Origin of the sequence: Enterobacter sp. HSTU-ASh6, from assembly GCF_026319105.1 — a bacterium.
Classification (GTDB): Bacteria; Pseudomonadota; Gammaproteobacteria; order Enterobacterales; family Enterobacteriaceae; genus Enterobacter; species Enterobacter sichuanensis.
The window spans coordinates 17,285-40,296 of sequence record NZ_WSPD01000027.1 but is presented as its reverse complement, the minus strand read 5'-3'; the positions used below and the strand labels follow the sequence as shown (position 1 = coordinate 40,296).

Here is a 23,012-nt window from a genome sequence, read left to right as displayed (position 1 = left end):
GTCGTTAGCTCAGTTGGTAGAGCAGTTGACTTTTAATCAATTGGTCGCAGGTTCGAATCCTGCACGACCCACCACTTCAAAGTGGAACCGAGTAAAATCTTCGAAGTCAGCACCCGAATGGGTCGTTAGCTCAGTTGGTAGAGCAGTTGACTTTTAATCAATTGGTCGCAGGTTCGAATCCTGCACGACCCACCACTTCGAAGAAAAAATCCCGCAAGGGGTCGTTAGCTCAGTTGGTAGAGCAGTTGACTTTTAATCAATTGGTCGCAGGTTCGAATCCTGCACGACCCACCAATGTTAAAAAGCGCCCTAAAGGCGCTTTTTTGCTATCTGCGATGCAACAAATGCTCCGCATATCTATTCCCGGTGACTTTTCACTCCAGATTCGCTATCTTGTTTAGTATACAAAACACAATTGCCATGCGTTTTGCTATGTCAGGCAAAAGAAAGGCAATATTGTTAAGCCAGTAAAACGAGAAGCCATAATGAGCGTGATGTTTGATCCTGAAGCCGCAATCTATCCGTTTCCGCCAAAGCCTGTCCCGCTAAGCGTGGATGAAAAACAGTTCTACCGAGAGAAAATCAAGCGTCTTCTCAAAGAGCGAGATGCGGTGATGGTGGCGCATTACTATACCGATCCGGAAATCCAGCAACTGGCGGAAGAGACAGGAGGCTGTATTTCTGACTCACTGGAGATGGCGCGCTTCGGTGCACGGCATCCAGCCTCCACGCTGCTGGTCGCAGGGGTGCGTTTTATGGGCGAAACGGCAAAGATCCTCAGCCCTGAAAAAACCATTCTGATGCCTACGCTTAATGCGGAGTGTTCACTGGACCTCGGCTGCCCCATTGATGAATTTAGCGCTTTCTGTGACGCCCACCCTGACCGTACGGTTGTGGTGTACGCCAACACCTCCGCGGCGGTAAAAGCGCGCGCTGACTGGGTGGTCACATCGAGTATCGCCGTTGAACTGATCGAACACCTGGATAGCCTGGGTGAGAAAATTATCTGGGCACCTGACCGCCATCTCGGTAATTATGTCCAGAAGCAGACGGGGGCAGACGTCCTCTGCTGGCAGGGCGCCTGCATTGTGCACGACGAGTTCAAGACCCAGGCGCTGGCGCGCATGAAGGCGCTTTATCCTGACGCGGCCATTCTGGTTCACCCTGAATCACCGCAGTCAATTGTCGACATGGCGGACGCCGTGGGCTCCACCAGCCAGCTTATCAACGCGGCCAGGACGTTGCCTCACAAGCAGCTTATTGTGGCGACCGATCGCGGTATCTTTTATAAGATGCAGCAGGCCGTGCCGGAAAAAGAGCTCCTTGAAGCCCCCACGGCAGGTGAGGGGGCAACGTGCCGCAGCTGTGCGCACTGTCCGTGGATGGCGATGAACGGTCTGAAAGCCATTGCCGAAGGGTTAGAAACCGGCGGTGCGGCGCATGAAATCCATGTGGATGCTGCCCTGCGTGAAGGCGCGTTAGTTCCACTTAACCGCATGCTGGATTTTGCGGCTACACTACGTACTTAATTCAAAACGCCCTGGGGAAAAGATGGATTTTTTTAGCACACAGAACATTCTGGTTCATATACCGATTGGTGCAGGTGGCTATGACCTGTCATGGATTGAGGCGGTTGGTACGCTGGCAGGATTATTGTGTATCTGGCTGGCAAGCCTTGAGAAGATCAGTAATTACGCGTTTGGGATCATTAACGTCACGCTGTTTGCGATTATCTTCTTCCAGATCCAGCTGTACGCCAGCCTGCTTTTGCAGCTGTTCTTCTTTGCGGCAAATATCTACGGGTGGTACGCGTGGTCGCGGCAGAACAGTCAGCAGGAGGCGGAGTTGCAGATCCGCTGGCTGCCCTTACCGAAAGCCATCGCCTGGTTTGTCGCGTGCGTGGTTGCCATTGGTCTAATGACGGTCTATATCAATCCGGTATTTGCATTCCTGACCCAAATTGCCGTGGCGGTCATGTCCGGTCTCGGTTTGCATGTGACGATGCCGGAACTGCAGCCGGACGCCTTCCCGTTCTGGGATTCCTGCATGATGGTGCTGTCGATTGCGGCGATGATCCTGATGACCCGCAAATACGTTGAGAACTGGCTGCTGTGGGTCATCATTAACGTCATCAGCGTGGTGATTTTTGCTCTGCAGGGTGTGTATGCCATGTCGCTGGAATATCTGCTGCTGACCTTCATCGCGCTGAATGGTAGTCGGATGTGGATTAACAGCGCGCGTGAGCGTGGCTCTCACGCGCTTTCCCGTTAAGGGTGATGATGATGTGAATGGCCGGACTGCGCCTCGTTAAGGTGGCAGTCTGGCCCGTTACAGGGCTGGTACTCCATCTGGATGGTAGCGTGGCCAATGTCGTAGTGATGTTCAAGAAAATGCTGGATGCGTTCAAGGAGCGCATCATGGTCGTGAGGCGGGATCACCTGGACGTGCATTGTCATGACCGGTTTTTCCCCTACCAGCCAGACGTGCACATGATGAACGTTGCGTACTTCCGGAACTGAGCGGCGCAGGTTACGCTTCAGCTCGTCGATATCCATGGATGTCGGCGCCCCTTCAAGCAGTTCATTAACGCTCTCCTTCAGCAGACGCCAGGCGCTGCGCAAGACCAGACACGACACCAGCACGGACAGAATCGGATCGACGGGCGTCCAGCCGGTATAGAGGATCACCAGTGCGGCCACAATCGCCCCGACTGAGCCGAGCAAATCCCCCAGTACATGCAGGGCAGCCGCGCGCACGTTGAGGTTCTTCTCCCCACTCCCACGGTGCAAAATCCAGAAGGCCAGGATATTCGCCAGCAGTCCGGCCACGGCAATTACCATCATTGTTGTCCCGGCGATCGGCTGAGGGTGTCTGAAGCGCTGTACCGCTTCCCAGACGATAAGCACGGTAATGACCACCAGCGCAATGGCGTTAACAAACGCGGCAAGGGTTGTCAGCCTCAGCCAGCCGAAGGTATGGCGCGCGTTCGGAGGACGACGAGCAAACTGCACGGCCAGCAGGGCGAAGAGCAGCGCGGCTGCGTCGGTCAGCATATGTCCGGCATCAGCCAGAAGCGCCAGAGAGCCGGAAACCAGCCCGCCAATGACCTCGATCACCATAAAGGTTGCCGTGACGCCAAAGGCCAGCATCAGTCGTTTAGCGTTGTCGTTGCCGGGAGTGTGAGAGTGCGAATGGGTGTGCGCCATGTGTGCTTTCCTGGTGTGTTATTGTTTTTAGTGTAGCGTTTTTAATAGGTTACTCCAAAAAGAAAGGAGAGCCTGAGCTCTCCTCTTTCTTCCCGATCACAACAGATTACTGGGTCGTGCCATCGGTTTTGGTATTGGCGTCATTACCCACTTTGTCATTGGGATCCGGGCATTTGCCGTCTTTACACATCGAGTTCTTATGGACTTCATCCGAACTCATGTTGTCATGATTCATGGTACCGGAACCACTACCGTTCGGGTGCAACATGGTGCCTCCGGTATTGGTGTTGCCGGTATTAATCTGGTTGTTATCGACATTATTCGGGGCGATATTCTGTTTTGCATCAGGGGCGACCTGACCTGCTGATGCCGCCGCATTGGCATCACCGTTGTTGTCTGAGGTGCCCGTTTCAGCGGCAAGGACGCTGCCGCTTGCCAGAGTGAGTGTGGCAGTCAGGAAGAGGGTTGCCAGTTTCGTCATTTTCATCATGGTGCTCCTGTTCTTGTCGTTACGCTGGATAACATTCTCCAACAGTGCATCTTTTTCAAAGGCGAAAGATCCCGCCTTACCGACTTACGTCAGTACGGAATCGCGTTAAAGCGTTTAAAAATGGTTGTTACAGTTAAAAAGCTTAGGTTAGATCTCGTTTTTCGCTATTTTGTGGCGATTTTTAGGCGAATTCCAGGAATTATCTGCGTGAAGTGTAAAACCGTGTTTACACTTCATGGTCGACAAGATAGATTGAAAGGATTGCTTTCATTACTAAAGATATGGCAGAGCTGGAAAGAAAATGAATTATCAGAACGACGATTTACGCATTAAAGAGATCAATGAGTTATTACCTCCTGTAGCACTCCTTGAGAAATTCCCCGCCACTGAAAATGCCGCAAACACGGTTTCTCATGCTCGTAAAGCGATCCACAAGATCCTGAAAGGTAATGACGATCGTCTTCTGGTGGTAATTGGCCCATGCTCCATTCACGACCCTGCAGCCGCGAAAGAGTACGCTGCCCGTCTGCTCACCCTGCGTGAAGAGCTGAAAGGCGAGCTGGAGATCGTGATGCGCGTTTACTTTGAAAAACCGCGTACCACGGTGGGCTGGAAAGGGCTGATTAACGATCCACATATGGACAATAGCTTCCAGATCAATGACGGCCTGCGTATTGCCCGTAAGCTGCTGCTCGAAATCAACGACAGTGGCCTGCCTGCAGCCGGTGAGTTCCTGGATATGATTACGCCACAGTATCTGGCTGACCTGATGAGCTGGGGGGCGATTGGTGCGCGCACCACGGAGTCTCAGGTTCACCGTGAGCTGGCGTCCGGCCTCTCTTGCCCGGTAGGTTTTAAAAACGGTACCGACGGCACAATCAAGGTGGCGATTGATGCCATCAATGCCGCAGGTGCGCCACACTGCTTCCTGTCCGTGACCAAATGGGGACACTCTGCCATCGTTAACACCAGCGGTAACGGTGACTGCCATATCATTCTGCGCGGCGGTAAAGAGCCGAACTACAGCGCAAAACATGTGGCAGAAGTCAAAGTTGGGCTGGAGAAAGCAGGGCTGCCACCGCAGGTGATGATTGACTTCAGCCACGCGAACTCCAGCAAGCAGTTTAAAAAGCAGATGGAAGTGGGCGCAGATGTCTGTCAGCAGATTGCCGGCGGCGAGAAGGCGGTGATTGGGGTGATGATCGAAAGTCATCTGGTTGAAGGTAACCAGAACCTGGAAGGCAGCGAGCCGCTGGTTTACGGTAAAAGCGTCACCGATGCCTGCATCGGCTGGGACGACACCGACACGATCCTCCGTCAGCTGGCGAATGCGGTAAAAGCGCGTCGCGGTTAATCCGGCTGAGGAAATAAAAAAGCGCGGAAGGCTCCGCGCTTTTTTTATGGCTGGCGAAAATTACTTCGCTTTACCCTGGTTCGCAACAGCCGCTGCTTTCGCCGCGATCTCATCTGCGTTACCCAGATAGTAGTGTTTGATTGGTTTGAAGTTCTCGTCGAACTCATACACCAGCGGTACGCCGGTTGGGATGTTCAGTTCGAGAATTTCATCTTCGCCCATGTTGTCCAGGTATTTCACCAGCGCACGCAGGGAGTTACCGTGAGCGGCGATGATCACGCGCTCACCGCTTTTCAGGCGTGGCAGAATGGTTTCGTTCCAGTAAGGCACAACGCGGTCGATGGTCAGGGCCAGGCTTTCGGTGGTTGGCAGCTCAGCGTCAGTCAGTTTTGCGTAGCGTGGGTCGTGGCCCGGGTAACGCTCGTCATCTTTGGTCAGCTCTGGTGGGGTAACCGCGAAGCCGCGACGCCACTGTTTAACCTGCTCATCACCGTATTTCTCAGCGGTTTCGGCTTTGTTCAGACCCTGCAGCGCACCGTAATGACGCTCGTTCAGTTTCCAGGATTTCTCAACCGGCAGCCAGGCCTGATCCAGTTCGTCCAGCACGTTCCACAGGGTGTGGATGGCACGTTTCAGCACAGAGGTGTAAGCAAAATCAAAGCTGAAGCCTTCTTCCTTCAGCAGTTTACCCGCTGCTTTTGCTTCGCTTACGCCTTTTTCAGACAGATCAACGTCGTACCAACCGGTAAAGCGGTTTTCGTTGTTCCACTGGCTTTCGCCGTGACGTACCAGGACCAGCTTAGTAATAGCCATCTCTTACTCCTCAAACATTTTTAGAATGATAACAATTCTCATTATATTGCCGTGGCCGTGCCAGCAGCAACGCTTAACCCTAACCATAGCGAAAATAGTCTCTGAGTGTAAGATGCTTGTGAATCCAGGGTTATGATTTTGTCTGCGATCGGCGCTATTTTCAGCAAAGCGTGCAGAAAAAAGCCCTCTGATGGGAGGGCTGAAAATCAATGCGGAATAAAATGGTATTCCGTCACGCTCACGTACTCTTCACCCGGGCGTAGCACACAGTCTGTCTGCGGCCATTCCGGATGATTCGGGCTGTCCGGCAGGAACTCGCTCTCCAGCGCCAGTCCTTGCCAGTCGCTGTACTCAACGTGTTCGCGCGCCGTCGTGCCGCCAAGGAAGTTGCCAGAGTAGAATTGCAGGGCAGGCGCGGTGGTGTAAACCGTCATCTGCAGCTTCTCATCGCTGGACCAGACCTGCGCGGCAGGCTGCTTCACATCGCCTTTTGCCTGCAGCAGGAAAGCATGGTCGTAACCTTTCACCTTGCGCTGATCGTCATCGCTCAGGAAATCCTGGGCGATCGTTTTCGCGCGGCGGAAATCAAAGCTGGTGCCGTTCACGGATTTCAGGCCCTGATACGGAATGCCCATCTCGTCAACCGGCAAATAATCATCGGCAAGGAGTTGCAGCTTGTGGTTACGTACGTCGCACTGGTTACCGTCCAGATTAAAGTACGCGTGGTTGGTCAAGTTGACCGGACACGGCTTGTCGACCGTTGCACGGTATTCAATGGCGATACGGTTGTCGTCGGTCAACGTAAAGCGCGCGAAAGCGGTAAGGTTACCCGGGAAGCCCTGATCGCCATCATGGGAATCCAGTGAGAACAGCACTTCGCCGTCGTTTTGCCGGACAATTTTCCAGCGGCGTTTATCAAAGCCTTCTGGCCCGCCGTGGAGCTGGTTTTCACCCTGGCTTGGAAGCAGGGTGCACTGCACGCCGTCGAGTTCAAAACGGCTTTTCGCGATGCGGTTAGCATAGCGTCCGACAGACGCGCCCAGATAGGCGGACTGATGAATATACTGCTCAGGCGAGGCGCAGCCGAGAAGGGTTTCGCGTACGCTGCCATCCGGCATGGGGACGCGGGCAGAGAGCAGCGTGGCTCCCCAGTCCATCAGCGTAACCACCATCCCTGCGCTGTTGCGCAGGGTTAACAGGCGATACGGCAGACCATCCGGTGCGAGAGTGGGTGTTTCGTTTAGCACTGTCCGGCTCCTTGTGATGCTTTACACACGTAGAAAGTTTCTTTAATACCTGTTTTTGCTTCGTACTGTTTCTCCACCGCCTGCTGGACGGCAGGAACAAGTTCTTCCGGCACCAGGGCAACAATACAGCCCCCGAAGCCACCGCCGGTCATACGCACGCCGCCTTTATCGCCAATTGCCGCTTTCACGATCTCAACCAGCGTATCAATCTGCGGAACGGTGATTTCAAAATCATCACGCATGGAGGCATGCGATTCCGCCATCAGCTCACCCATACGTTTCAAATCGCCTTTCGCCAGCGCGGACGCCGCTTCAACGGTACGGGCGTTTTCTGTCAGTACGTGACGAACGCGTTTGGCGACAATAGGATCCAGCTCGTGTGCCACTTTATTGAATTCATTAAGCGTAACGTCGCGCAGGGCAGATTGCTGGAAGAAGCGAGCGCCCGTTTCACATTGTTCGCGGCGCGTGTTGTATTCGCTGCCCACCAGCGTGCGTTTAAAGTTACTGTTGATAATCACGACTGCCGCACCTTTTGGCAGAGGAACGGCTTTGGTCCCTAGCGTCCGGCAGTCAATCAGCAGCGCGTGTTCTTTTTTGCCCAGCGCAGAGATCAGCTGGTCCATGATGCCGCAATTACAGCCCACGAACTGGTTTTCCGCTTCCTGACCGTTGAGCGCAATTTGCGCGCCATCCAGCGGCAGATGATAAAGCTGCTGGAAGACGGTGCCAACGGCGACTTCCAGAGACGCAGAGGAGCTTAAGCCCGCACCTTGCGGAACGTTGCCGCTGATGACGAGATCCGCACCACCAAAATTCTTATTACGTTTTTGCAGATGTTTCACTACGCCGCGCACGTAGTTAGACCACTGCTGGCTGTCGTGCGTCACAATCGGAGCATCGAGGGAAAATTCGTCCGTCTCATTACCGTAATCTGCGGCAATCACGCGGACTTTACGATCGTCGCGTTTTGCACAGCTGATGACCGTCTGGTAGTCAATGGCGCAGGGCAGAACAAAACCGTCGTTGTAGTCGGTGTGTTCACCAATCAGGTTAACGCGGCCAGGCGCCTGGATAACGTGGGTGGCAGGGTAGCCAAATTTTTCAGCAAACAGGGATTGTGTTTTATCTTTCAGACTCATTTTTAGACTCCTGATTCGCGATAGTGGACGTCGCTAACGGCACGCAGACGTTCTGCCGCCTGTTCCGCCGTCAGGTCACGCTGGGTTTCCGCCAGCATTTCATAGCCCACCATAAATTTACGCACCGTCGCAGAGCGCAGCAACGGCGGATAGAAATGGGCATGCAACTGCCAGTGTTGATTCTCTTCCCCGTTAAACGGTGCGCCGTGCCAGCCCATTGAGTACGGGAAGGAGCACTGGAACAGGTTGTCGTAACGGCTGGTCAGTTTTTTCAGCGCCAGAGCAAGGTCGTCGCGCTGCGCGTCGCTGAGATCGGTGATGCGCTGAACGTGCGCTTTCGGCAGCAGCAGCGTTTCAAACGGCCAGGCTGCCCAGTAAGGCACAACGGCCAGCCAGTGTTCAGTTTCCACCACGGTCCGGCTGCCGTCGGCCCGTTCGCGCTGCGTGTAATCCACCAGCATTGGCGAGCCATTTTCGGCGTAATAGTCTTTCTGCAGACGGTCCTCACGCTCGGCTTCGTTGGGCAGGAAACTGTTCGCCCAGATCTGACCATGCGGGTGCGGGTTAGAGCAGCCCATGGCCGCGCCTTTATTTTCAAAAACCTGTACCCACGGGTAAGTCTGGCCCAGCTCCGCGGTTTGTGCCTGCCAGGTACTGACCACCTCTTGCAGTGCCTCAACACTCAGCTCCGGCAGCGTTTTGCTGTGATCGGGCGAGAAGCAGATCACACGGCTGGTCCCTCGGGCGCTTTCACAGCGCATCAGCGGATCGTGGCTCGCAGGCGCGTCCGGCGTGTCGGTCATCAGGGCGGCAAAATCATTGGTAAAAACGAAGGTGCCTTTATAGTCCGGGTTTTTATCTCCCGTTACGCGCGTGTTGCCCGGACACAGGAAGCAGTCCGGGTCGTGCTGTGGCAGCGTTTGTTTCGCAGGCGTCTCTTGCGCCCCCTGCCAGGGGCGCTTGGCGCGATGCGGAGAAACCAAAATCCATTGCCCGCTTAGCGGGTTAAAACGACGATGCGGATGATCGACGGGATTAAACGAAGTCATGACGGATCCTTAGTCCGGATACCCCTGCGGATGGCGCGACTGCCAGTGCCAGGTATCCTGTGCCATTTCATCAAGCGTGCGGGTGACACGCCAGTTAAGCTCTTTATCGGCTTTGGAGGCATCGGCCCAGTACGCCGGGAGATCGCCTTCGCGACGCGGAGCGAAGTGGTAGTTCACCGGCTTGCCGCAGGCTTTGCTGAAGGCGTTAACCACATCCAGCACGCTGCTACCGATACCGGCGCCGAGGTTGTAAATATGTACGCCCGGTTTGTCGGCCAGCTGCTGCATCGCCGCCACGTGGCCGTCAGCCAGATCCATCACGTGAATATAGTCACGCACGCCGGTGCCATCTTCCGTTGGATAATCATTGCCGAAAATAGCCAGTGACTCACGACGACCTACCGCCACCTGGGCGATATACGGCATCAGGTTATTCGGAATGCCCTGCGGGTCTTCACCCATATCGCCAGACGGATGAGCGCCCACCGGGTTGAAGTAGCGCAGCAACGCGATGCTCCACTCAGGCTGTGCTTTTTGCAGATCGGTCAGGATTTGCTCCACCATTAGTTTGCTCTTGCCATACGGGCTTTGTGGCGTACCGGTTGGGAAACTTTCAACGTAAGGAATTTTAGGCTGATCGCCATAGACGGTCGCGGAAGAGCTGAAGATGAAGTTCTTCACGTTTGCGGCGCGCATCGCAGAGATTAAACGCAGCGTACCGTTGACGTTATTGTCGTAATACTCGAGCGGCTTTGCGACCGACTCCCCGACGGCTTTCAGGCCGGCGAAGTGGATCACCGTTTCAATAGCATGGTCGTGAAGGATCTCGGTCATCAGCGCTTCATTGCGGATGTCGCCTTCGACGAATGTTGGCTGTTTCCCGCCAAGACGTTCAATCACAGGCAGCACGCTGCGCTTACTGTTGCACAGGTTATCGAGGATGATGACATCATGACCGTTTTGCAGCAGCTGCACGCAGGTATGACTACCTATGTAACCGCTACCACCTGTTACCAGAACTCGCATAATTCGCTCCATTGGGCTTATGGTATGTAATAACCATAGCATAACAGAGACGCGAAAAGTGTGACATGGGATAAAATAGTGGAATCGTTTACACTGTTTTTAAAATCCGATTTTCAGCAGCCATGAGGCATTGTAGATCAACGGGATAGAGATGTCTTAGTGCAGGTTATCTGAAAAACGGAGGGCCTGGCCCTCCGAAGGTTAATCGATTTTGCTGAGCTGATAATGATACTGTTCCCCGTCCGGAACAAATTCAAGACGATGCGTGATGCAGGCGGGGGCATCTTCGGCATGGTGTGAAACGAACAGCAGCTGCGTTTCGCCTTCGCTAATCAGCACATCCACAAAGCGGCGGATAAGTTGTCGATTGAGCGGATCCAGCCCCTGAAGGGGTTCATCCAGAATGAGCAGCGTAGGATGTTTCACCAGCGCGCGCACGATCAGCGCCAGGCGCTGCTGTCCCCATGACAGGCTATGAAACGGCGCGTCAGCGACCCGGTTATCCATGCCCAGAATGTCCAGCCACTGCTGAGCCAGCTTTTGCTGTTTATCCGATACCGCCTGATAAATGCCGATGGAGTCAAAATAGCCTGAGAGGATCACGTTGCGTACCGTGGTGCTGACCCGGTAATCCAGATGCAGGCTGCTGCTGACGTAGCCAATGTGTTTTTTGATATCCCAGATAGTTTCACCGCTGCCGCGACGGCGGCCAAACAGCGTCAGATCGTTGCTATAACCCTGCGGGTGATCGCCGGTGATCAGACTCAGCAGCGTCGATTTTCCCGCGCCGTTGGGGCCGACAATTTGCCAGTGCTCCCCAGGATTAACCGTCCAGCTCAGGTGGTTAAGGATCGGTCGATCGTCATACGAAACCACGCCATCACGCAGCACGATGCGCGGCTGGTGGGGATCAAGCGCGTGGCGAGCCGAAGGGGCGTCGGGTTCCGGAAGGGTAATTCCGTCAAGCCGTTCGCTGTGTGCGAGCTGGGCGATGAGCGCCTGCTTAAGCAGCGCCGATTTTTCCCCTGTCTCGGCCAGATTACAATCGGCCAGTACGCCTGCATGCTGGATAAAATCCGGGATCTCATCAAAGCGGTTAAGCACCAGCACGAGGGTATATCCCTGCTGATTCAGCGACGCCAGCAGGGCTGCCAGCTGCGCACGGGACTGCACGTCAAGGCCGTCGAACGGTTCGTCGAGGATCAGCAGTTCAGGCTCGCTCATCAGGGCCTGACAAAGCAGCGTTTTCCGCGTCTCACCGGTGGAGAGGTATTTGAAGCGTCGGGTCAGCAGGGCGGAAATGCCAAACTGTTCTGCCAGGCGCTGACAGCGGGCAGGATCCTTCACCTCATCCTGAATGATTTCCGCCGTCGTGCGGCCGGTATCGTCTTCGCCCGGGCTGAGTAAATCGGTGTTGTTGCGCTGCCACTCGTCGCTCACCAGCTTTTGCAGTTGTTCAAATGAGAGGCGCGTCAGGCGGGTAAACTCGCTCTGGTTTTCACCTTTAAGGAGGGGAAGCTCTCCGGCCAGCGCGCGGGCCAGGGCAGATTTACCGCTGCCGTTGGTGCCGACAAACGCCCAGCTTTCACCTGCGCGTATTGTCAAATCAGCAATCGTCAGCGTTCGGGTATCGCCAAGACGAAACGTGCCTTGCGAAATATGCAATGATGACATGATTTATCCCTGTTTTTGCAGCAATAGTTATCAGGGATACGCACTGTCGGTACGATTGTCAATGTGCTTAGCACAAAGTGGCGATAATCACCCGGTCTGCGTTGAACCAGGCGGTGACGACAGCACCTTCTTCTAAATCGTCCGCCTCGCTGATCGGTACCGTCGCGCACAGCATTTGCCCGTCTGCCAGGGTCATCAGCACTTCGCACTGCGCTTCGCCGCGTTCGATACGGCTGATGGTGCCCTGAAGCTGGTTATCTGCTGCCTTTGCCGCGTCGGGATTTCGTGTGACGTTGACCCACGGCGCTTTCAGCAGCACCAGCACCTCTTTTCCTTCATCGAGTCCAAGACGCTCTGCGCTCTGCGCCGTGATGGCGGCTTTCAGACGGGTGGTACCATCGGCAAGCAGGATCTCAATATGCTGCTGTATCTGCAGATTATCGCGCGCCGTCACTGTGCCAAACCACTGGTTGCGGGCGCTAGTTTGTAATGAGAAGCGGGAAATAGCGGCCAGCAAACTGTCCAGCGGCACGTTATCGTCGTCACTCAGCACATCAAACGCTTTTTGCTGGATCCGGGCCAGCAGATCGTAAAGCTGAATAAGGCGCTGGCCGTAACGTGTCACGATTGCGCCACCTCCGCCTTTGCCGCCCGTGGCCCTGTCTACCAGCGGATGTTCGCTCAGGGTGTTCATCTCATTGATGGCATCCCAGGCGCTTTTATAGCTGATCCCGGCATTTTTCGCCCCCTGGCTAATTGAGCCCGTTTGTTCTATCTGTTTAAGCAGGGTGATACGTCGCGGATCGGCGAAAAGCTTTTGCTGAAGTCTGAGAGTAAGGAGAATTTCGGCCTGCATAACAGTATCCTGGCAAAAAAGGGTATTGTGACCCAAATGGTGCAGGGCGCAAAGGGTACCGCACAAAAGGGGATGTTTTTCTCACCTGAAAGGGTAGAATAAGCCATTCACAATATCTGGAGAAAACCATGTTAGAGTTGTTGAAAAGTCTGGTATTCGCCGTGATCATGGTACCAGTAGTGATGGCCATCATCCTCGGTGCCATCTACGGCCTGGGTGAAGTGTTCAACGTCTTTTCGAACATTGGTCACAGAGACCGCGCTAAAAAACAGCATTGATTCCCCACAAAACGCCCGGCCAGTCCGGGCGTTTTGCTCTCAAGTTTTTCTTCTTTTCACCGATACTCTTTTACAGATGACACCGGTTTACCCCTTGAGCGGTACGAATAAACGCTGGGATCTCCCTGACGATATCGTTATATTAATGTGTATATAACGCTACTGACAGGAGTGACAAATGGCACGTTCATGGGTACGCCTTTTCGCAGGGGCTGCGCTGACGCTTTCGCTTACCGGACATGCGCTGGCGGACGACGGCAAAATAACGGTCTTTGCGGCGGCGTCGCTGACCAATGCGCTGCAGGATATCGCGGCGGCGTATAAAAAAGAGAACAACGTCGAGGTGGTCTCCTCGTTTGCCTCTTCCTCTACGCTGGCGCGCCAGATAGAAGCGGGCGCACCGGCGGATCTATTCATTTCGGCGGACCAGAAGTGGATGGATTACGCAGCGGAGAAAAAAGCGATTGATGCGTCAACCCGCGAAACGCTGCTGGGTAATAGCCTGGTTGTCGTAGCGCCGAAAGCCAGTGCCCAGGCTGACATCACCATCAACAAAGCAACAGACTGGACCCGGCTTCTGAACGGGGGGCGTCTGGCGGTGGGGGATCCGGATCATGTTCCGGCCGGCATTTACGCCAAAGAAGCGCTGCAAAAACTGGGCGCGTGGGAGACGCTGTCGCCGAAACTGGCGCCGGCAGAAGATGTTCGCGGCGCACTGGCGCTGGTGGAACGCAACGAAGCCCCGCTGGGCATTGTCTACGGCTCTGATGCCGTGGCCAGCAAGGGGGTGAAAGTGGTCGCAACGTTCCCGGAAGACTCCCACAAGAAAGTGGAATACCCTGTTGCGATTGTTGATGGACATAAAAATGCGACCGTGACGGCTTTCCTCGATTATCTGAAGTGGCCGCACGCGTCCGCAATCTTTAAACGTTATGGATTTACGACTCACTGATGATATTGACCGATCCTGAATGGCAGGCTGTTCTGCTGAGCCTGAAAGTCTCTTCCCTGGCGGTTGCGCTGAGTTTGCCCTTTGGGATCTTCTTTGCCTGGTTACTGGTTCGCTGTCAGTTTCCCGGCAAAGCGCTGCTCGACAGCGTGCTGCATCTTCCGCTCGTGTTGCCGCCCGTGGTGGTAGGTTATCTGCTGCTGATTTCGATGGGGCGACGCGGTTTTATTGGCGAAAAACTTTATGACTGGTTTGGGCTGACATTTGCGTTTAGCTGGCGCGGGGCGGTCCTGGCCGCAGCGGTGATGTCATTCCCGTTGATGGTGAGAGCGATCCGCCTTGCGCTGGAAGGTGTGGACATGAAGCTCGAACAGGCAGCACGCACGCTGGGCGCCGGGCGCTGGCGCGTCTTTTTCACCATCACACTTCCGCTCACGCTGCCGGGTATTATTGTCGGCACGGTGCTGGCCTTCGCCCGGTCGCTCGGCGAGTTTGGCGCCACGATCACCTTTGTGTCGAACATTCCCGGCGAGACGCGAACCCTTCCTTCGGCCATGTATACCCTGATCCAGACGCCGGGAGGAGAGGGGGCCGCAGCGCGGCTGTGCATCATCTCCATTGTGTTAGCCCTGGTATCGCTGCTGGTGTCGGAATGGCTGGCGAGAGTCAGTCGTGAGCGGATGGGGAAATAGACATGCTTGAGCTTCATTTCACTCAGACGCTGGGAAACCATACCCTGACGCTTAACGAGACGCTGCCTGCAAGCGGTATCACCGCTATTTTTGGCGTCTCAGGGGCGGGCAAAACGTCGTTGATTAATGCGATAAGCGGCCTGACCCGTCCGCAGTCAGGACGGATTGTATTGAATAACCGCGTCTTAAATGACGTGGAAAATAAGGTATATCTGTCGCCTGATAAACGTCGTATTGGCTATGTTTTCCAGGATGCACGCTTATTCCCGCACTACAGCGTGCGCGGCAACCTGCGTTACGGCATGGCGAAAAGCATGGCTCCGCAGTTTGATAAACTGGTCGCGCTGTTAGGTATTGAACCGCTGCTCGACAGACTGCCTTCTTCGCTTTCCGGCGGAGAGAAACAGCGCGTGGCGATTGGCCGCGCGTTGCTGACCGCACCCGAACTGCTGCTGCTTGACGAACCGCTGGCCTCGCTGGATATTCCGCGTAAACGTGAGCTCCTGCCTTATCTGCAGCGCCTGACGCGTGAAATCAACATCCCGATGCTCTACGTCAGCCATTCGCTGGATGAGATCCTGCATCTGGCCGATAACGTGCTGGTGTTGGAAGAGGGCAGCGTGAAGGCCTTCGGCAAACTGGAAGAGGTATGGGGCAGCAGCGTAATGCATCCCTGGCTACCGAAAGAGCAGCAGAGCAGCATTCTGAAAGTGAGCGTTCTGGAACACCATCCGCACTACGCGATGACCGCGCTGGCATTGGGCGATCAGCATCTGTGGGTTAACCGGATCGATAAACCGCTGCAGTCAGTCCTGCGGATCCGCATTCAGGCCTCGGATGTCTCTCTGGTTTTACAACCCCCGCTGCAGACCAGCATTCGAAATATTCTGCGTGCCAAAGTGGCAGAGTGTTTTGATGATAACGGCCAGGTGGAAGTGAAGCTGGAGGTGGGGAGCAGAACGCTCTGGGCGCGCATCAGCCCCTGGGCCCGGGATGAGTTGGGGATCAAACCCGGCCTGTGGCTTTACGCGCAAATCAAGAGCGTCTCAATCACTACCTGATTACAGCAGGTGGGTATAAATGTACTGCGCGATGCTGTCGGAGGTGTTGTCACCAATCACCACGTTGGCGCGCGCCTTCACGGCATCATCGGCATTGCCCATCGCCACACCTGTACCGGCGGCTTCCAGCATGCTGATGTCGTTGTAGTTATCGCCAAAGGCAATCACGTCCTGCATCGACCCGCCCTGGGACTCCACGTACTGCGCCAGACGCTTGCCTTTGCTGTTACCCTTGCGGGCAATATCCACCTGATCGTGCCAGGACCATTCGCACTCCAGACCCAGCGTCTGTTCCACGTGTTTCGCGAAGCTATTTAGTTTGGTGGTATCTTCATCCGTCAGGGCGAATTTCCAGATCGCCTCAACATCCTGAGCGGCCTGACGCAGGGAGGAAACCTGAGTAAAGACCGGACGCTGGGCTTCAGGCAGAGACAACGCCCAGTTGCTGGTGCGCACCACATGGCCGGTTGGACGCTCGTAGACCATTGCGTTGTCCACATACATCAGGCCGTGAACGTCATGCTCATCAAGCAGATCAATCAACTGCAGCGCCTGGGGTACCGGCAGCGGGTCGGATGCTAAAACCTTTTTTGCCTGATAATCATACAAATAAGTGCCATTACAGCAAATTGCAGGTGTATCTAACGCCAGTGCCTGATAAAAAGGGTGAATGGCAACGTGATGTCGACCCGTTACTATAAGGAGTTGATATCCCGCTTCCTGCGCGCGTTTAAGCGCTTCCAGAGAAGAGGGGAGAAGGGTTTTTTGCGGCGTCAGTAAGGTACCGTCTAAATCCAGAGCAATCACACGCGAGGTCATCTGTTTTCCCGGGTTAATATTGAATTTACGTTTTGATGGGATGGTACACCGAGAGGCGAAGGCTTCAAAATTCCTGTCGACAATTCAGCATTCACCGTCAAAAGTTAACTACTTTCATGCGCAGTGAGGAGTGAATATTCATGAAACAAACCGTTTATACCGCCAGTCCTGAAAGCCAGCAGATCCACGTCTGGCGCTTAAATACCGAAGGGACACTCACGCTGGTTCAGGTTGTTGATGTGCCAGGCCAGGTACAGCCGATGGTCATCAGCCCGGATAAACGTTTCTTGTACGTGGGTGTGCGCCCGGAGTTTCGCGTGCTGGCCTATCGCATTTCTCCGGACGACGGCGCGCTGACTTACACTGCCGAAGCGCCATTGCCGGGCAGCCCAACCCACATTTCTACCGATCGTAAAGGCAACTTTGTCTTCAGCGGCTCGTATAACGCCGGTTGTGTTAGCGTAACGCGTCTGGAAGAGGGCATCCCGGTTGAAACCGTGGATGTGGTGGAAGGGCTGGAAGGCTGCCACTCGGCGAATATCTCTCCGGATAACCGCACGCTGTGGGTGCCTGCGCTCAAGCAGGATCGTATCTGTCTGTTCACCCTGAGCGACGATGGTCACCTGGTGGCGCAGAATCCGGCGGAAGTCACTACCGTTGAAGGCGCGGGCCCGCGTCATATGGTCTTCCATCCGAACCAGCAGTATGCCTACGTGGTGAACGAGCTGAACAGCTCTGTGGACGTATGGGAACTAAAAGATCCTAACGGCCAGATTGAGTGTGTGCAGACGCTGGATATGATGCCGTCTGACTTCTCCGACACCCGCTGGGCGGCGGATATTCACATCACGCCAGATGGTCGTCATCTGTACGCCTGTGACCGTACCTCCAGCCTGATTACCGTTTTCAGCGTTTCCGAGGACGGCAGCGTGCTGGCCATTGAAGGCTTCCAGCCAACGGAAACCCAGCCGCGCGGCTTTAATATCGATCACAGCGGTAAGTTCCTGATTGCGGCGGGGCAGAAATCCCACCACATCGCGCTGTACGAAATTAAAGGCGAGCAGGGTCTGCTGGAAGAGAAAGGGCGCTATGCCGTCGGCCAGGGGCCGATGTGGGTGGTGGTAAACGCTCATTAAGCGGCTTAAAACAAAAAACCTCGCGAATGCGAGGTTTTTTTATGCCCGGTGGTAGCCGGGTGAGCACATCAAAACGTAACCAACGCGACCATCATAATATTGGCTTAGCATGATGTAAATTCATCATCAACGAATAAAAGGAATTATGAAGGGATGCTCACTATTTATCTTCAATAGAATCAGTTTGTTATATGATTTCTCTTTATAAATTCCTAAACTTCTCACAACTGTTTTTATGTACAGTTATGGTCTGATATCATTCTGTCCGTTGGTTTGATGTGTTGCAGTTCCGCACTTCAGGGTCCTTTTTAAGTCCTGGCTGTCGGGTGGTGCCGACAGTGCCTAAACTGCGGAGCACATCAAAACATAACCAACACACCTCTGGTGACAGGCAGCGGAAAGGTAAACCAGAGGAGAAGTGCTCTATACCCTAAATAATTCGAGTTGCAGGAAGGCGGCAAAGGAGTGAATCCCCAGGAGCGTACATAAGTACGTGACTGGGGTGAACGAGTGTAGCCAACGCACCTGCAACTTGAAGTATGACGGGTAATACCAAAGGAGTGGCGTATGAGCGGTGTGGAATGGGCAATTCTGTTCCTGCAACTCATGGTTGCGATTATGCAACTATTGGATGCGTATCTTAAGTTTGGAGCCTGACGCATTCAGTCGCAGTAAAAAGGGGGATTGAACTCCCCCTTTTACTCTCATCTTATTACTGCTTCGGCTCAGCCACCACGTTGCTACCCAGACCGCGGTTGTTGTATTCCCACATGCGGTTGAAGTTAGCGTCGTTCAGGTTGCGCTGCACGTTCCCTTTATCATCCACCGTACCGGTATTGCCGGAGAACGGACGTTTGGAAATTGCGGCATCGGCCCATGGCTTCGCCATATTGAAGCCTTCGTTGATCACGCTGTCGCGGATCACCACCTGGCCGTTGGTCGCAGAGTCCACATCCAGGGAGCGACCCAGCTGCGCCACGCCGTCACCGGCAGCGTTAAAGCGGCTGTTCACAGCAAGGAAACCGTAGAACAGGTTAGACTGGGTGGCTGGCGCAAACACATAGCCTTCCTGCTGGGTACGCGAGTTCACCACGCGGAAGTCCGTATTATCAAACACCACTGCACCACGACCGGAGACCAGATCCACGTCACCTTCAACGTAGCTGTTGGTCACCAGCGTACGGGTCAGTCGGTTATTCTGCAGGGTGTTCTGCACGCCGCTGTTGGTCACGAAGAAGGTGTTCTGACGGCCGAGAATGTTGACGTTGTTGATCTGGACTTTATCGCCATCGCTACGCAGCGCAACGGCCTGGTGGGTACCGGCATCAACACTGTCACCCAGGGTATTCTGAATGGTCAGGTTTTGCAGTTGCAGACCGTTATTCTGAGACCAGAATACCGCTGAGCACATCACGCCAACGGTGGCGGAACGCTTGCTCTGGCAGTTATCAAACATATACCACGCCGGTTTGCCCGGCATGTATTTGCCGGCAGGGTTGACCAGATGACGCCAGGCGTTGCTGTCGATTTCGGAATCAATCGCCAGGCCAATTTTAACATCGATCGCTTTTTCGCCCAGACCGTACAGGGTAATGCTGCCTGGCGCCGCCGGAACATAGACGGTGCCTTCGTATTCACCTGGCAGGATAGCAATGTACTGGCGAGACGCGCTGTGTTTAGTGATGGCAGCATCCACCGCAGCCTGAATAGAGGTATGCGTTACGCCCTGCGCACCCGCCGGGCCAACCACGAAATCTGGCTGTTTCGGCAGGTTAATAGAAGACGGGGTCCACGGCGCAGCGTTAGGATCCATCGCCGAGAAATAGTGCGCACGATCGAAGTTCTTCGCTTCATCCGCGGACAAAATCGGGCGGGATGCGGTGCCGGGGGCGACCTGCTCAGACGGTCGCTGGTCCGGTGGTGTTGAACTGCATGCGGATAAGGTCACGCCAAAGGCGAGTGCCAACGCCAGACGGGAAATCCTGGAAATGTTCAAGGTGAAGCTCCTGGGTATGCAAGTCTTTACGGGACAGACGAAATAGCCTGCTTTTTTATACTAAGTTGAGCGAAACGGGAAGATAAAAAGGGTAAAAGTTGCATTTTTCGCCCGCAGGGGGCGGGAAAGTCGTCACAAATAAATAACATTTTCCCTTATTACGGTTGACAGCAGACGGCAGATGAAAATAAATGTCTATACAACCCATGACAAGTGGAATGCCCATGCAGCAGATCCTTCCTGACGATGTAATATGGCGAAATGCGCGCCTGGCGACAATGGCGCCAGATGTTGCTGCGCCATATGGACTGAAAGAGCAACACGCCCTGGTCGTGCGCGGCCACACCCTTGCGGCTGTGATCCCTGAATCTGACATTCCTTATGGACACCGTCACTGCGTCGATCTTCAGGGGCGTCTGGTGACGCCAGGCCTGATTGATTGCCATACCCATCTCGTGTTTGGCGGCGATCGCGCGGCGGAGTGGGAGCAGCGGCTGAATGGCGTCTCTTATCAAACCATCAGCGCGCAGGGCGGCGGAATTAACGCTACCGTGACGGCGACGCGCAACAGCTCACCCGAAACGCTGCTTAAGCTGGCGCAGCAGCGGCTTCAGCGTCTGATGAACGAAGGTGTCACCACCCTTGAAATCAAGTCCGGATATGGCCTAAACGCCGATGCCGAAGAGAAGATGCTGCAGGTGGCGCGCCAGCTGAGCCTGAATAACCCGATTGATATCAGCCCAACGCTGCTGGCCGCGCATGCGGTTCCGACGGAATACAAACACGATCCGGATGCATACCTTACGATGGTCTGCGAGCAGATCATGCCCGCGCTGTGGCAAAAAGAGCTGTTTGAAGCGGTGGACGTGTTTTGTGAAAACGTCGGCTTTACGCCGTCGCAAACCGAGCGACTCTTCCAGGCGGCGACTGCGCTCGGTATCCCGGTAAAAGGGCATGTGGAACAGCTTTCAAATCTGGGCGGTGCGGCGCTGGTTAGCCGATTTAACGGGCTGTCGGCCGATCATATCGAATACCTGGATGATGCAGGTGTTCAGGCGATGGCGCAAAGCGGTACGGTTGCGGTTCTGCTGCCCGGCGCATTCTATTTTCTTCAGGAGCGCCAGCGTCCGCCGGTGGAACAGCTCAGAAGACAGGGTGTGCCGATGGCTGTCGCCACCGACTATAACCCTGGGACGAGCCCGTTTGCCAGCCTGCACCTGGCGATGAACATGGCCTGCGTACAGTTTAGCTTGACGCCTGAAGAAGCCTGGGCTGGCGTGACGCGACATGCCGCGCAGGCGCTGGGCCGCGGTAAAACCCACGGACAGCTACGGGCAGGCTTCGTCGCTGATTTTATCGTCTGGGATGCTCATCATCCGGTAGAGATGGTCTACGAGCCGGGACGCAATCCGCTGTATCAGCGTATTTTCCGTGGGGAGGCAGTATGAGGTTATGGCGGCCCGTTGCAGAATCGGTCTGGCAGGGGCGTGACGACAGCGCTGAGGCCAGCAATGCAACGCGTATTTTTCAGACCATACAACAGCAGGCAACGTTTACCCCCCTGCCAGGCGGCATTGCATTGATAGGCTTTGAATGTGATGAAGGGGTTAAACGCAATCAGGGCAGGCCCGGTGCCGGACAGGCACCGGATATCCTGCGTAAGGCGCTGGCGAACATGGCAAGCCACCAGGGACACGAGCGGCTGGCGGATATGGGCTCGGTCTGTGTGGAAGGAGACGAGCTCGAAGCGGCCCAGCAGGCGTTAAGCGATGCCGTTACCGCCTGCCAGCAGTCCGGAATGCGCACGCTGGTCTTTGGCGGCGGGCACGAAACCGCCTGGGCGCATGGCCGGGGCATTCTGGATGCTTTCCCAGACGAGCGCGTGGCGGTGATTAACCTTGACGCACATCTTGACCTGCGCAAGGCCGAGCGCGCGACATCCGGCACGCCGTTTCGCCAGCTGGCACGCCATTGCGATGAACGCGAGCGGGAATTTCGCTACGCCTGTTTAGGCGTAAGCCGGGCGGCGAACACGCAGGCGCTGTGGGATGAGGCTGAACGTCTGAACGTCACGCTGGTGGAAGATCTGCATTTCAGACGCGATGCGTTATCCGCCGTGGAAAAGGTGCTGGCGCAGGCCGATCGTATCTACCTGACGATCGATCTGGATGTCCTGCCCGCAGGCGAAATGCCGGCTGTTTCCGCACCGGCTGCGTTAGGCATACCGGCTCTGGATCTCCTGCCTGTCATCGAACATATCTGCCGTAGCGGTAAGCTTCAGGCCGCCGATCTGGTAGAGTTTAACCCGCACTACGATCGGGACGGACAGGGCGCAAAGCTCGCCGCCCGTCTGGCCTGGCAAATTGCTCACTGGTGGGCATAACAGCATTTAAGGAGTCATGATGTTTTCACGCTCACCGCTGCCGCAGTCGAGCCCTCCCGCGCCTTTCTACGAAAAGGTGAAGCAGGCGATTAGCGAGAAAATCGCCACCGGCGTCTGGCGGCCGCACGATCGCATTCCGTCGGAGGCCGATCTGGTGGCGCAGTTTGGTTTTAGCCGGATGACTATCAACCGGGCGCTGCGCGAGCTGACCGATGAAGGGCTTCTGGTACGTCTGCAGGGAGTCGGGACGTTTGTGGCAGAACCGAAAGGGCAATCCGCCCTGTTTGAAATCCGCAGTATTGCGGACGAGATTGCCGCGCGTAATCATCAGCATCGCTGTGAAGTGCTGGTGCTGGAAGAGACGCAGGCCAGCGCCGAGCAGGCCGCAGAGCTTAACGTCAGGGAGGGAAGCCGCATCTTCCACTCCGTGATGGTGCATTTTGAAAACGACATTCCGGTGCAGATTGAAGATCGCTGCGTCAACGCCGAACGGATCCCGGAGTATCTGAACCAGGATTACACCCAAACCACGCCCCACGCCTATCTTTCGCTGGTCGCCCCGCTGACGGAAGGGGAGCACATTGTGGAAGCCGTGCGCGCCACCCCGCAGGAGTGCGAACGTCTGCGCATTAAAGAACACGATCCGTGCCTGCTGATCCGCCGCCGAACCTGGTCATCGTCACATATTGTGTCGCATGCCCGGCTGCTATTCCCGGGGAATCGCTACCGGCTGCAGGGCCACTTTATGTCATAAGTTTTAAAAGCGTGATAGCTAACGCAATATAACAAAATTGTATCTTTTTTGTTAAATACGACCTTGTGTGTGCTTGTCTATACAAGT

At 55.1% G+C, this 23,012-nt stretch carries 23 protein-coding genes and 2 tRNA genes; 14 read left to right on the top strand and 11 right to left on the bottom strand.

Annotated features, from left to right (window positions below):
- Positions 1 to 119 precede the first annotated feature (119 nt).
- From GM298_RS21610 to pnuC, 4 genes are all read left to right on the top strand, one after another.
- Positions 120 to 195, top strand: a tRNA-Lys gene (locus tag GM298_RS21610).
- A 23-nt stretch (positions 196 to 218) separates the two neighbouring features.
- Positions 219 to 294: transfer RNA gene (locus GM298_RS21605), tRNA-Lys, on the top strand.
- A 191-nt stretch (positions 295 to 485) separates the two neighbouring features.
- On the top strand, positions 486 to 1,529 hold the full coding sequence (gene nadA / locus GM298_RS21600) for a quinolinate synthase NadA (protein WP_025757213.1): 1,044 nt from the start codon (positions 486 to 488) through the stop codon (positions 1,527 to 1,529).
- 22 nt (positions 1,530 to 1,551) lie between these two features.
- Entirely contained in the window at positions 1,552 to 2,271 is a 720-nt protein-coding gene (pnuC, locus tag GM298_RS21595; protein ID WP_045285425.1) for a nicotinamide riboside transporter PnuC, read from the top strand.
- Here pnuC and zitB read toward each other — a convergent pair.
- Together zitB and GM298_RS21585 are read right to left on the bottom strand one after the other, a co-directional pair.
- Positions 2,268 to 3,206, bottom strand: coding sequence for a CDF family zinc transporter ZitB (gene zitB / locus GM298_RS21590; protein ID WP_045285426.1), 939 nt, complete (start codon positions 3,204 to 3,206; stop codon positions 2,268 to 2,270). The genes pnuC and zitB overlap by 4 nt on opposite strands.
- Positions 3,207 to 3,312: 106 nt before the next feature.
- Positions 3,313 to 3,693 carry a protein YbgS gene (locus GM298_RS21585; RefSeq protein WP_025757216.1) on the bottom strand — a complete coding sequence of 127 codons (381 nt, stop codon included), beginning with the start codon at positions 3,691 to 3,693 and terminating at the stop codon, positions 3,313 to 3,315.
- Positions 3,694 to 3,997: 304 nt separating this feature from the next.
- Between GM298_RS21585 and aroG the strand changes: the two genes are divergently transcribed.
- A complete protein-coding gene (gene aroG, locus GM298_RS21580; RefSeq protein ID WP_025757217.1) occupies positions 3,998 to 5,050 on the top strand; it encodes a 3-deoxy-7-phosphoheptulonate synthase AroG in 1,053 nt (350 codons plus the stop codon).
- A gap of 60 nt (positions 5,051 to 5,110) precedes the next feature.
- Here the strand turns inward: aroG and gpmA are convergent, their stop codons facing one another.
- The 7 genes from gpmA to modE form a co-directional block, all read right to left on the bottom strand.
- Positions 5,111 to 5,863, bottom strand: coding sequence for a 2,3-diphosphoglycerate-dependent phosphoglycerate mutase (gene gpmA, locus GM298_RS21575; RefSeq protein WP_008501111.1), 753 nt, complete (start codon positions 5,861 to 5,863; stop codon positions 5,111 to 5,113).
- 206 nt (positions 5,864 to 6,069) lie between these two features.
- Complete coding sequence (galM, locus tag GM298_RS21570) at positions 6,070 to 7,110, bottom strand: galactose-1-epimerase (protein ID WP_266155277.1); 1,041 nt, start codon at positions 7,108 to 7,110, stop codon at positions 6,070 to 6,072.
- Positions 7,104 to 8,252 (bottom strand): galactokinase, encoded by a 1,149-nt coding sequence (gene galK, locus GM298_RS21565; protein WP_025757219.1) that lies wholly within the window; start codon positions 8,250 to 8,252, stop codon positions 7,104 to 7,106. Before galK ends, galM begins: the two co-directional genes overlap by 7 nt.
- A gap of 2 nt (positions 8,253 to 8,254) precedes the next feature.
- Positions 8,255 to 9,301 (bottom strand): galactose-1-phosphate uridylyltransferase, encoded by a 1,047-nt coding sequence (galT, locus tag GM298_RS21560; protein ID WP_025757220.1) that lies wholly within the window; start codon positions 9,299 to 9,301, stop codon positions 8,255 to 8,257.
- Positions 9,302 to 9,310: 9 nt separating this feature from the next.
- A complete protein-coding gene (gene galE / locus GM298_RS21555) occupies positions 9,311 to 10,327 on the bottom strand; it encodes a UDP-glucose 4-epimerase GalE (protein ID WP_020884951.1) in 1,017 nt (338 codons plus the stop codon).
- A 201-nt stretch (positions 10,328 to 10,528) separates the two neighbouring features.
- Complete coding sequence (modF, locus tag GM298_RS21550) at positions 10,529 to 12,001, bottom strand: molybdate ABC transporter ATP-binding protein ModF (RefSeq protein ID WP_266155276.1); 1,473 nt, start codon at positions 11,999 to 12,001, stop codon at positions 10,529 to 10,531.
- A 67-nt stretch (positions 12,002 to 12,068) separates the two neighbouring features.
- A complete protein-coding gene (gene modE, locus GM298_RS21545; RefSeq protein WP_266155275.1) occupies positions 12,069 to 12,857 on the bottom strand; it encodes a molybdenum-dependent transcriptional regulator in 789 nt (262 codons plus the stop codon).
- A gap of 128 nt (positions 12,858 to 12,985) precedes the next feature.
- On the opposite strand from modE, the gene GM298_RS21540 reads away from it, so the two are divergent.
- From GM298_RS21540 to modC, 4 genes are all read left to right on the top strand, one after another.
- Positions 12,986 to 13,135, top strand: a complete 150-nt coding sequence (locus GM298_RS21540; protein ID WP_013097516.1) for an AcrZ family multidrug efflux pump-associated protein — start codon at positions 12,986 to 12,988, stop codon at positions 13,133 to 13,135.
- A 178-nt stretch (positions 13,136 to 13,313) separates the two neighbouring features.
- The gene (gene modA / locus GM298_RS21535) at positions 13,314 to 14,087 is read left to right on the top strand and encodes a molybdate ABC transporter substrate-binding protein (RefSeq protein ID WP_266155274.1); all 774 of its coding nucleotides are present in this window, start codon (positions 13,314 to 13,316) and stop codon (positions 14,085 to 14,087) included.
- Positions 14,087 to 14,776 carry a molybdate ABC transporter permease subunit gene (gene modB, locus GM298_RS21530; RefSeq protein WP_025757225.1) on the top strand — a complete coding sequence of 230 codons (690 nt, stop codon included), beginning with the start codon at positions 14,087 to 14,089 and terminating at the stop codon, positions 14,774 to 14,776. Before modA ends, modB begins: the two co-directional genes overlap by 1 nt.
- Positions 14,777 to 14,778: 2 nt before the next feature.
- Entirely contained in the window at positions 14,779 to 15,837 is a 1,059-nt protein-coding gene (gene modC / locus GM298_RS21525) for a molybdenum ABC transporter ATP-binding protein ModC (RefSeq protein WP_266155273.1), read from the top strand.
- Here the strand turns inward: modC and GM298_RS21520 are convergent, their stop codons facing one another.
- On the bottom strand, positions 15,838 to 16,656 hold the full coding sequence (locus GM298_RS21520; protein WP_266155271.1) for a pyridoxal phosphatase: 819 nt from the start codon (positions 16,654 to 16,656) through the stop codon (positions 15,838 to 15,840).
- Between the two features lie 140 nt (positions 16,657 to 16,796).
- Here GM298_RS21520 and pgl point away from each other — a divergent pair, with 140 nt between their 5' ends.
- Positions 16,797 to 17,792, top strand: coding sequence for a 6-phosphogluconolactonase (pgl, locus tag GM298_RS21515; protein ID WP_047958053.1), 996 nt, complete (start codon positions 16,797 to 16,799; stop codon positions 17,790 to 17,792).
- Between the two features lie 567 nt (positions 17,793 to 18,359).
- Positions 18,360 to 18,449, top strand: a complete 90-nt coding sequence (gene tisB / locus GM298_RS21510) for a type I toxin-antitoxin system toxin TisB (RefSeq protein WP_023332440.1) — start codon at positions 18,360 to 18,362, stop codon at positions 18,447 to 18,449.
- 55 nt (positions 18,450 to 18,504) lie between these two features.
- On the opposite strand, the gene GM298_RS21505 is transcribed toward tisB, so the two are convergent.
- Positions 18,505 to 19,788 (bottom strand): putative acyl-CoA thioester hydrolase, encoded by a 1,284-nt coding sequence (locus GM298_RS21505; protein WP_045285433.1) that lies wholly within the window; start codon positions 19,786 to 19,788, stop codon positions 18,505 to 18,507.
- 224 nt (positions 19,789 to 20,012) lie between these two features.
- Here GM298_RS21505 and hutI point away from each other — a divergent pair, with 224 nt between their 5' ends.
- Genes hutI through GM298_RS21490 form a run of 3 tightly spaced genes read left to right on the top strand, consistent with a single transcriptional unit; the run spans position 20,013 to position 22,925 of the window.
- Positions 20,013 to 21,236 carry an imidazolonepropionase gene (gene hutI, locus GM298_RS21500; RefSeq protein WP_266155269.1) on the top strand — a complete coding sequence of 408 codons (1,224 nt, stop codon included), beginning with the start codon at positions 20,013 to 20,015 and terminating at the stop codon, positions 21,234 to 21,236.
- The gene (gene hutG, locus GM298_RS21495) at positions 21,233 to 22,171 is read left to right on the top strand and encodes a formimidoylglutamase (RefSeq protein WP_266155267.1); all 939 of its coding nucleotides are present in this window, start codon (positions 21,233 to 21,235) and stop codon (positions 22,169 to 22,171) included. The genes hutI and hutG overlap by 4 nt, the downstream gene beginning before the upstream one ends.
- A gap of 19 nt (positions 22,172 to 22,190) precedes the next feature.
- Positions 22,191 to 22,925 (top strand): histidine utilization repressor, encoded by a 735-nt coding sequence (locus GM298_RS21490; RefSeq protein ID WP_094919195.1) that lies wholly within the window; start codon positions 22,191 to 22,193, stop codon positions 22,923 to 22,925.
- The last annotated feature ends 87 nt before the right edge of the window (positions 22,926 to 23,012 follow it).